A 255-nucleotide genomic window follows, 5' to 3' on the forward strand; every position below is an offset into this window, starting at 1 on the left:
CAGCGTTTCGAAGTGATAAAAAGGCCCTTCGCTTTATAGACCCAGATAAACTAACTAATGCTTTCTTACATTGTGAAACCAGAAAAGTAGATAAATCGGGCTGCATTAGTTTTATGGATCAGAAATACGAAGTGGGACTTTCCTTCATCGGACGCAAAGTAGATGTTGTTTATGATCCTACGGATCTTGAGGAATTAACAATTGAATATGAAGGGCATTCTCCGTGGAAAGCTAAAAAGCTGGTTATAGGGGAAA

The 255-nt window shown here is 38.8% G+C and carries 1 protein-coding gene; it reads left to right on the forward strand.

Going from position 1 to position 255, the window contains the following annotated elements; genetic code table 11:
• Positions 1–255: Mu transposase C-terminal domain-containing protein (locus tag G6554_RS25495; RefSeq protein ID WP_207627760.1), on the forward strand; the 255-nt coding region annotated here is incomplete at both ends.

The sequence above is a fragment of the Bacillus sp. MM2020_4 genome, from assembly GCF_011250555.1.
Taxonomy (GTDB): Bacteria; Bacillota; Bacilli; order Bacillales; family Cytobacillaceae; genus Neobacillus.